The following is a 9,401-nucleotide window of genomic DNA, read 5'->3' as shown; positions in this document are numbered from 1 at the left end:
ATTCCTGGACACTGACCTGGAGCCTGTTCAGCCGGCACGGCTGGATCGGTGCACAGACGCCCGGCGGACCGCATGGATGCCCTCGATGCGTACGGATGGCGGGACGGTCCGCCATCGACGACGACGAACCCGAACGCATCCAGCCGCCGGACAGCGCCGGCATCGACCAAGAGGCGTCTGACGGAACCCGGAGTCCGGCGCCGTCGCGGGCACGCCGGGCGGCGTCGTCATTGTTCTCACACGGTGACCGCGTCAGCGTTGATCCGCTCATGACGCAGCTGCCGGCACCCTGACTGGCGCGAGGTCGACTCGGCTGATGGTCCGTTGCCGCGGACGCTGCCCTGGCAGCGGTGGTTCTGGCCGCGCTGCTCATGAGGCTGGAAGTCGGTGGCGTGTGACGAGCGGGGGAGACCTACGATGGCCACGCCGTTTCGGGGTATGGCCTTCGTGCTGCCCAGCCGCCGGTCACCACCGGGTTCCCGTTGTGGCTGCGCATCCTGCACTTCCTGAACCTGCTGTTCATGCTGTTCATCATTCGGTCCGGGATACAGATCCTGGCCGACCACCCACGGCTGCAAACGGACGCCGGGTCCACGCCGGGCCGGGAGCTGCTGCGGCTGCAAGGACCGGTGCCGCCCGACCGGATGACCCAGGTTCCGCCCGAGCGTGCGTGGACCGCCAAGGACGACGCGGTCACCCTGCCCCGCTGGCTCGGCATCCCGGGGTTACGGCACTCGATCGGCCTGGCCCGCTGGTGGCACTTCAGCTGCGATGGGTCCAGGCCATCGAGTTCGTCGAGAGCTTCGAACATCTCGGCGCGGGACAGGGCGGCTACAACGAGGACCACGAGTTCTATGGGTACCGCATGCCTATCTGAACGGCAGCCGCCAGGGAATGCTCCGGGTGGGACTGTTCGCCAGGCGCTTGGGTAGGGCGTCGTTACAACCAGCACCACGACCGGACGGTGCCGCGAATGGAATCGAACAGGAGCTCCAGCACTCACATCGTGATCGTCGGCGGCGGCTTCGCCGGCGTGGCCTGCGCGAAGGTGCTGGCCGAGGACTCACGGACCCGGGTGACCCTCGTGGACCAGAACGGGTACCACCAGTTCCAGCCGCTCCTCTACCAGGTGGCCACCGCGGAGCTGGCCGGCCGGGACATGGCGTTCGACCACACCGAGGTGTTCCGCGGCCAGGACGCCGTGACTCTGGTGCGGTCGGAGGTGGTCGCCGCCGACGCGGACCAGCGCAGCGTGACCCTCTCCGACGGCGGGACCATCACCGGCGACTACCTCGTGCTGGCCGCCGGGGCGCAGCCGAACTTCTTCCACACCCCCGGCGCCCAGGAGTTCGCGTTTCCGCTCTACAGCCTCACTGATGCGCGCCGCATCCGCGAGCGGGTGCTGCAGCTGTTCGCCGACGCGTCCGCCAAGCCGGAACTCATCGACGAGGGCGCGCTCAACTTCGTCGTCGTGGGCGGCGGGCCCACCGGGGTGGAGATCGCTGGCGCGTTGTCAGAGCTGGTCTATGACGTGATGCCACACCGCTACCCGAACCTCGCAGTGGCCGGCGCGCGGATCGTCCTGGTCGACCTCGGCCGGGCCCTGCTCGCCCCGTTCAGCGACGAGTCGCACACATACGCGGCCACGCAGCTCCAGCAGCGCGGGGTCGAGCTCCGGCTCGGCACCGCCGTGACGGAGGTGGCGCGCGACCACGTGTCGCTGCGGGACAAGACCACAATCCCGACCCACCTTGTCATCTGGGGTGGCGGGGAAAGCGCCTCCGCGATCGCGGGCAACGCCGGCGTCGGTCAGGGCCGGGGCGGGCGCATCGACGTGCGGCCCGACCTGAGTGTGCCCGGGCATCCGAACGTCTTCGCCGTCGGGGACGTCGCCAACATCCCCCACGGGGACGAGCGGGCCCTGCCCCAGCTGGGCAGCGTCGCCCAGCAGTCAGGCGCCTGGGCGGCGAAGAACATCATCGGCGACATCGGCGGCACGGGTCGGGAACCGTTCCACTACCACGACAAGGGAATCATGGCGATGATCGGCCGGCAGGCGGCCGTGGCTGAGATCGGCCCGCACCGGCACGAGCTGCACGGCCGGTTCGCCTTCGCTTCCTGGCTGGGTGTGCACGCCGAACTGCTCGCCAACACCCGGGCCGAGCTCGAGGCGTTCGTGGCCTGGGCCGAGGAGTTCTACTTCCGGCCGCACCACCGCTCGGCCGAGCTGCTGGACCCGGACCAGGTCGAGCTGCCCAGAATCGACTGGGGACAGTCCCGATAGGACGGTGCCGGATGACCGGCCAGCGGACCGCGAGACCCAGCAGAAGCAGGCGCCGCTCATGCATGGGCGGCGAGGTACACCGCGCCGGCCGGCGCCTCCATCGTGCTCGCCGAGGTCAGCTGCAGCAGGTGGTTCACGACGGCAGTTGGGGACCGGCCGCATCCGACCAGTTGATCGCCGAGTACGGCGGCTGGCGCGAGCCATGGGACGGACAGCAATGACCGCCGTGCTGAAGGAGCCGGTGACCCGTCCGGAGCTGTCGCCGTTCCCGAAGATCGCCGACTACGCGTTCCTGTCCAACTGCCACACCGGGCCCTGGTGGCCGTGGACGGCACGGTGGACTGGTTGTGCGTGCCGAGGTTCGACTCGCCGAGCATCTTCGGCAGTCTGCTCGACCGCGAGGCGGGCAGGTTCCGGTTCGGCCCGTACGGGATCGAACACCCCACCACGCGTGTCTACGTGCCCGGCACCAACGTGGTCGAGACGACCTGGAAGACGGGGACCGGCTGGATCGTCGTCCGGGACGCGCTGAACGGCATGTCGGGCAAGGAGGGCACGTTCCTCATCTGCTCCTTCTGGCTCGTCTCCGCCCTCGCCGCGGTCGGCGAGACGGCCCGGGCCCGGGACCTGATGGACAAGCTGCTGAGCATCGGGTCCGCGCTGGGCCTGTACGCCGAGGAGTACGAAACCTCGACCGCCCGCCACCTGGGCAGCTTTCCGCAGGCGTTCTCGCACCTGGCACTCATCGAGGCGGCCGGACGCATCATCGTCGCCGAGCGAGTCAAGGAGTACACATGAACGGCGCATACGACGTCATCATCATCGGCAGCGGGGCCGGCGGTGGCACCCTGGCCCACCACCTGGCGCCGTCGGGCCAGCGGATCCTGCTGCTCGAGCGGGGTGACTGGCTGCCCCGGGAGCAGCCCAACTGGTCGACCGCCGACGTGTTCGTCGACGGCCGCTACAACTCGCCCGACACCTGGTTCGACGAGCGCGGGAAGGCGTTCCAGCCGCAGATCCACTACTACGTGGGCGGAGCCACGAAGATGTACGGCGCCGCGCTCTACCGGTTGCGTGTCGAGGACTTCGACCGGGTCTTCCACCACGACGGAATCTCGCCCGCCTGGCCCATCCGGTATGAGCAGCTGGAGCCGTACTACACGAGGGCCGAGCAGCTCTACCAGGTCCACGGCGCCCGTGGCGAGGACCCGACCGAACCACCGGCGAGCGCGCCCTACCCGTTCCCGGCGGTGAGCCACGAGCCACGCATCCAGCAGCTCTCCGACGACCTCGCCGCGGCCGGCATGTTCCACGACAGCCAGGCGGTGCTGGCCCTGTCCATCGAGCCCAACCCGACCGTCTTCCAGAAGACGCTCGCCGTCAACGACTTCTACTTCCGTGGGCCGGACTTCGACTACCCGCTGGGCAACATCCAGATGATCGGCAAGTCACAGCCCGCCATGTACCGCGGTGAGAAGCCCATCGAGACGAAGTTCGCACCGAACTGGGCACTGCGGGAGGTAGCCGAACACGCGGTCGACTTCTGGCTGTCCACAGAGGACCTTCCGAGTCCCGGCAACCGAGTCACCCTCGACCCTGACGGCAACGTCCACCTGCGGTACAGGCTGACCAATCCCACCGCCGGCGACCGCCTCTTCCGTCAGCTCAAGTCGATGCTCGGCATCATGCGCATGCACGAGGACCACCTGGCCCGCCGGTGGGCCTACATGAAGTCCGACATTCCGGTGGCCGGCGTCGCTCACCAGGCCGGCACCTGCCGGTTCGGCAACGATCCGGCCAACTCCGTCCTCAACGCCAACTGCCAGACCCACGAGGTCCAGAACCTCTACGTCGTCGACACCAGCTTCTTCCCGAGCATCGGGGCGGTGAACCCCGCACTGACCGCCATGGCCAACGCGATGCGGGTCGGCGACCACCTGTTGGAGCGCATGGGCGCGGAGGGTGTAGTTCAACGCGTGCTGTCCAGGTAGACCTCGACGTCGTAGATGAGCCGAACGGGTTCGCCGTTGGTGGTGCCGACGAAGACCGGTTCAGCGGCGGGAGTGCGGCCGTGGCGCCAGACCTCTTCGCGTGCGGCGTCCCGGGACTCGTGGTGCACCTTTCCCGCCTGGTGGAGTTCCAGCACGCGGCGTGCGGTGTTCTTGTCGCTGTCCAGCTGGATCCGCATCAGTGGCATTGGTTCGTACCATCCCTTCTGGCCGGGTAGTTAACAACGCAATACCAACTTACCGACGTAAAGTTACCTCAACACCGTACTAGGATCGGGGAGTGGACGCGAACGCATTGGGTGAGCCGTCGGCCGGAGAAAAGAACGGTCGACGTGGTGGAACTGCTGGCGCAGTGTGGCTGCGTCAGGAGCCGGACCGGCCGCGCCGGGCGGCCCCGCTGACCCGTGAGCGCATTGTTGAGGTGGCGGCGGCTCTGCTCGATGAGCGTGGCATCGACGGATTGACGATGCGAAACCTGGCGCAGCGTCTGGCGGTGACCTCGACCGCGCTCTACTGGCACGTGAAGACGAAGGACGATGTCCTGGACCTGGCCCTGGACCACATCTTCGGAGAGATGCCGCTCCCGGATGTCGGCGACGACTGGCGTGATGACGTGCGTGCGTTGACGTTCAGGTGGCGCGCGATCATGCTTCGCCATCCCTGGGCTCCGAGTCTGATCGGGAGGCCGATGCTAGGGCCCAACGTCCTGGCGCGCACCGAGTTCCTGCAGTCGGCGCTCGTCCGTGGCGGTTTCACCGGCTTCCAGTTGGCAGCCATAACCCGGTTGCTGGCCAATTATGTGATCGGCGCAGCCATCACCGAAGCCACCTGGCGCCAGGCTGAAGATCCCGAGGCGCGGGCCGAAGCCCGGCGCCAGTTGTTGGCTCATCCCGACGCCTACCCCACCCTCATCGCCTCCGGACACCTTGAAGACGGGCGATGGAACGACGACGACCTCTTCGAACGTGGCATCGACGCCATACTCGCCATCTGACCAGCAGCCGCTCGTGGGTCTTGCTGCCAAGGCGGGACGTCTTGGTCTTGGCTTCGGCCGCCCGGAGCAATCCCGGAGCATGGGGCTCGGGAAGCAGACGCCGTAGTTCACCCCTGGGCCGCCGTGGCGTTTCGGCGCAGATGCGCTCCGGTGTCCTGACGTTCGCTCAATGATGAACGCCGTCGTCGTCTTGCTGTGCGTCCACCGCCGCCTTCCGGCGCATCCCCTGCCGCAGCGCACGCACTCCCGGATGTCTGAACGCGAGCTTGGCGCCGCCCTCGACGTGCGGTGACGGCCTGCGGCCGGGGTGTCAGGGAACCGGCGGGGTGGGTTGTCCTGTGTGGACACTCGTCACCGGTCACGAGAACCTCCCTGGGTCAGTAAGCCGCGGAGTCGCTCGAAGCAGTTGGCCTCCGCGACGCGCGCCTCGATGCAGTGCAGAGCGCGGTGGGGGCTTGACGTCTTATTGAAAATGAATATCGTTTTGAATTCGAGCTGCTCGGCCGGCGGGCATGCGTCAGTACCCGGTCCGTGGGAGATCCCCTGGCGCTACAACCCCAATTCGTGCCATGTGAACAGACTCGCAGGTGGGGCGATTACAGCCAAATCATCACTAGGGTGCTCGGTAGGGTTTTCCCTCGCCGCACGCCGATCGGCGTCCGTTCTGCGAGGTGAGACAGCGTTTCCGGTGATCACGGGCCATTTGACTTCAGTGGATGCAGCCCAGAATGCCCCTTGATTGGTGCGGCATTATTTCCGGCAGGCAAACGGCTAACGCACGGCCGTCTGAAAATTAGGAGGGCTGGGCGTGTATCAGCGTGTCCACGAACAGGTCGAAGAGCAGGTAAGGCGCACGCCGGACCGGGTTGCCGTCATCGCCGGCACCGTCCGGATGTGTTACGCGGAGCTTGACGCTCGCGCGAACCGGATCGCCCGGGAGCTGGCCGGGGCAGGGGCCGGTCCCGGTGAGCTCGTGGGCGTGTGCCTGGGACGCGACGAGCACCTGCTGCCGGCGCTGCTGGGCGTGCTGAAGACCGGCGCCGCCTACGTGCCGATGGACCCGGCGTACCCGGCCGAGCGGCTGGCGTACATCGCCGACGACACGAAGATGCGGCTCGTCGCCACCACCCGTGCCTCGGCGTGGCCCGGCCTGGACGCCGTCGCGGTGGCGGTGGACGAGATCGCCGCGGACGCCGACGCGAACCCGCTCGACCGGCCCGGTGACGGTACCGACGCGGCGTACGTCATCTACACGTCGGGCTCCACGGGAAAGCCCAAGGGCGTCGTCGTCGAGCACCGCAACACGATGAACCTGCTGCGGTACGAGGCCGAGGCGTACACCGCCGAGGAGCTGCGCGGCCTGCTCGCCACCGCGTCGATCTGCTTCGACCCGTCGATCACCCAGCTGTTCCTGCCGCTGGTCACGGGCGGCACGGTCATCCTCGCCGACAACGTCCTCGCGCTGCCCGCGCTGCCGGCCCGCGACGAGGTCACGACCGTCTACGGCGTGCCGTCCGCGCTCGCCGCGCTGCTGCGGTCGCCGCTGCCGAGCGGTGTGCGGGCCGTGTTCGCCGGCGGGGAGCCGCTGACCCGGGCGCTCGTCGACCGGATCTACGCCAACCCCGGCGTGCGGCGGGTGCTCAACCTGTACGGCCCGACCGAGTGCACCACGACGTGCGCGATCGCCGAGGTCGGCCGCGACGACGTCGGCGAGCCGCCGATCGGGCACCCGATCGCTGGCGCCGTCATGTCCGTGCGCGACGCCGACGGGCAGCCGGTCGCCGACGGCGAGCTGGGCGAGCTGTGGATCGGCGGCCCGGTCGTCGCCCGCGGCTACCTGAACCGGGACGGCGGCGGGTTCGGCGACGGCTGGTACCGCTCCGGCGACCTGGTCCGCACCGACGGCGCCGTGCTGCGGTTCGCCGGCCGCGCCGACGACCAGGTGAAGATCCGCGGGTACCGGGTCGAGCCCGGCGAGGTCGAGGCGGTGCTCGTGCGCCATCCGGCGGTGCGCCGCGCCGGTGTCGTCGCCGCTGCCGACGAGGACGGTGTGTCGTTCCTGGTCGGGCACGTGGAGGCGACCGGCCTCGACGAGCAGAGCCTGCGCGCGTGGCTGCGCCGCCGGGTGCCGGAGCACCTGGTGCCGACCCGGTTGGCGATCACCGAGCGGCTGCCCCTGAGCCCGAACGGCAAGATCGACCGGGCCGCCCTGCCGGCGCTCGCGGCCCGGCGTGGGACCGAGACCGCGTTCGTCGCGCCCCGCACACCCGCCGAGGAGCGGCTCGCCGCGATCGTCGGCGACGTGCTGGGCATCGACGAGATCGGGGTCGACGACCGCTTCACCGACCTCGGCGGGCACTCCCTGGCCGCCGCTCGCGTCTGCGCCCTCGCCGGCCGCGAGTTCGGCACCACGGTCGCCCTGGCCGACTTCCTCGCCGAGCCGACCGTCGCCGCCCTCGCCGCCCTGGTCAACGGCGGCCGGACGCCCGCGGCGGCCCCGGTCCGGCACGAGGGGCGGGCGGAGTACCCGCTCACCGCGACCCAGCGCGGCCTGTGGACGCTGCGGCAGGTCGGCTCGGTGCCGGCCGTGACCACGGTCGCGTTCCGGGTCCGGCTCACCGGGCCGGTCGAGGCGCCCGCCCTGCGCTCGGCGCTGGCCGCGCTGGTGTCGCGCCATGAGGTGCTGCGCAGCCGGATCGTCGAGCGCGACGGCGAGCCGATCGCGCTCGTGGGCGACTGGACGGACGTCCCCGTCATCGAGCACGACCTGCGCGACCGGCCCACGGCAGAGCACGACCTGCGCGACCGGCCCACGGCAGAGCACGACCTGCGCGACCGGCCCACGGCAGAACACGACCTGCGCGACCGGCCCACGGCAGAACACGACCTGCGCGACCGGCCCACGGCAGAACACGACCTGCGCGACCAGACTCCGGCCGAGCGCGCCGGGCGGGCGGACGCGATCGCCGAGGCCGCCGCCCGTCACGCCTTCGACCTGACCGGCACCGCGCCGCTGCTGCGGGCCGAGCTCATCCGGCTCGCCGCCGGGGTGTCGGAGCTGGTCGTCGTCGCCGACCACGTGGCCTTCGACGGCTGGTCCACCGGCACGTTCCTCACGGAGCTCGCGACGGAGCTGGCCGCGCCCGGGACCGTCGAACCACCGCCGGTGCAGGTCGGCGACCTCGCCGTCACGCCCGACGGCGCGACGGACGCGTGGCGGGACGAGCTGGCCGGCGTGTCACCGCCGAGCGAACTGTTCTCGGGCACCGGCAGCTTCCGCGGCGAGCGGATCACCCGCCCGGTACCGCCGGCGACCGGCACCGCGGTCTTCGCGGACTGGCTGACCGCGCTCGGGCTGCTGCTCGCCGGGTTCACCGCCCGCCGGGACGTGCTGGTCGGCGTGGTCGCCGCCCGGCGCGCCGGGCCGGAGCTTGACCGGGTCATCGGCCCGCTCGTCGACGTGCTGCCGGTCCGGCTGCGGCTCGAGCCCGCGGCCACCGTCCGGGACACGGTCGCGGCCGCGTCGGCGACGACGGCCCGCGCGCTGGACCGGCCCCGGCCGTCCACAGAGGACCTGTTCGCGGCCGTCGGCACCCAGTCGCGTGGGGCGATGCTCACCCCGGTGGTGCTTGCCGCGCAGCCGGCCGGGATGCCGGTCCGGGTCGAGCGGGGCGGGGTACGGCTGGAACTGCTCGGCGAGCTGGGGTGCGGCGGGGCGCAGAACCCGCTGACCGTCTTCGTGAACGAGACGGCCGACGGCGTCGAGCTTCAGGTGGAGTACGACACCGGCCTCACGAACCGCGAGTGGGTGGAGGCGTTCGCGGACCGGCTCCTGCGCGTGCTCGCCGAGGTCACCGCGGACCCGGATCGCCCGCTGCACCGCCTGCCGCTGGTCACCGCGGCCGAGGAGGCGCGGCTGCTCGACCTGGCCGCCGGCCCGCCGGTCCCGGCCGGCGCGCCGGCCACGGCGGTCGAGGCGATCGAGCGGCAGGTGCTGGAGCGCCCCGACGAGGTGGCCGGCGTCGGCGCGGGCCGCCACCGGTCGTAACCGCAGGGGGTGGACCTCTCCGCCGGAGTCACAGCGCGCACTAGCGGAGAATGGGAGAGGCCCGCC

6 protein-coding genes and 1 pseudogene are annotated in these 9,401 nt (G+C 70.5%); 6 read left to right on the top strand and 1 reads right to left on the bottom strand.

Annotated elements, in window-relative coordinates; translation table 11 throughout:
• The 4 genes and pseudogenes from AB0J72_RS58510 to AB0J72_RS58495 all read left to right on the top strand — a co-directional run.
• Positions 1-293 (top strand): annotated as a pseudogene (locus AB0J72_RS58510) (hypothetical protein); the annotation flags it as partial.
• Between the two features lie 680 nt (positions 294-973).
• Entirely contained in the window at positions 974-2,284 is a 1,311-nt protein-coding gene (locus AB0J72_RS58505) for an NAD(P)/FAD-dependent oxidoreductase (protein WP_363417828.1), read from the top strand.
• A gap of 324 nt (positions 2,285-2,608) precedes the next feature.
• Positions 2,609-3,082, top strand: a complete 474-nt coding sequence (locus tag AB0J72_RS58500) for a trehalase-like domain-containing protein (protein ID WP_363417825.1) — start codon at positions 2,609-2,611, stop codon at positions 3,080-3,082.
• Positions 3,079-4,275 (top strand): GMC oxidoreductase, encoded by a 1,197-nt coding sequence (locus AB0J72_RS58495; RefSeq protein WP_363417822.1) that lies wholly within the window; start codon positions 3,079-3,081, stop codon positions 4,273-4,275. Before AB0J72_RS58500 ends, AB0J72_RS58495 begins: the two co-directional genes overlap by 4 nt.
• Here AB0J72_RS58495 and AB0J72_RS58490 read toward each other — a convergent pair.
• Positions 4,254-4,472: a hypothetical protein gene (locus AB0J72_RS58490; protein ID WP_363417819.1), complete on the bottom strand. Its 219-nt coding sequence runs from the start codon at positions 4,470-4,472 to the stop codon at positions 4,254-4,256. The genes AB0J72_RS58495 and AB0J72_RS58490 overlap by 22 nt on opposite strands.
• Positions 4,473-4,573: 101 nt before the next feature.
• Here AB0J72_RS58490 and AB0J72_RS58485 point away from each other — a divergent pair, with 101 nt between their 5' ends.
• Together AB0J72_RS58485 and AB0J72_RS58480 are read left to right on the top strand one after the other, a co-directional pair.
• On the top strand, positions 4,574-5,287 hold the full coding sequence (locus tag AB0J72_RS58485; protein WP_363417816.1) for a TetR/AcrR family transcriptional regulator C-terminal domain-containing protein: 714 nt from the start codon (positions 4,574-4,576) through the stop codon (positions 5,285-5,287).
• A gap of 808 nt (positions 5,288-6,095) precedes the next feature.
• On the top strand, positions 6,096-9,335 hold the full coding sequence (locus AB0J72_RS58480) for an amino acid adenylation domain-containing protein (RefSeq protein ID WP_363417813.1): 3,240 nt from the start codon (positions 6,096-6,098) through the stop codon (positions 9,333-9,335).
• Positions 9,336-9,401 lie beyond the last annotated feature (66 nt).

The sequence above is a fragment of the Dactylosporangium sp. NPDC049742 genome, assembly GCF_040674675.1.
GTDB classification, from domain to species: domain Bacteria; phylum Actinomycetota; class Actinomycetes; order Mycobacteriales; family Micromonosporaceae; genus Dactylosporangium; species Dactylosporangium maewongense.
This window is presented reverse-complemented; position numbering and strand designations above follow the sequence as displayed.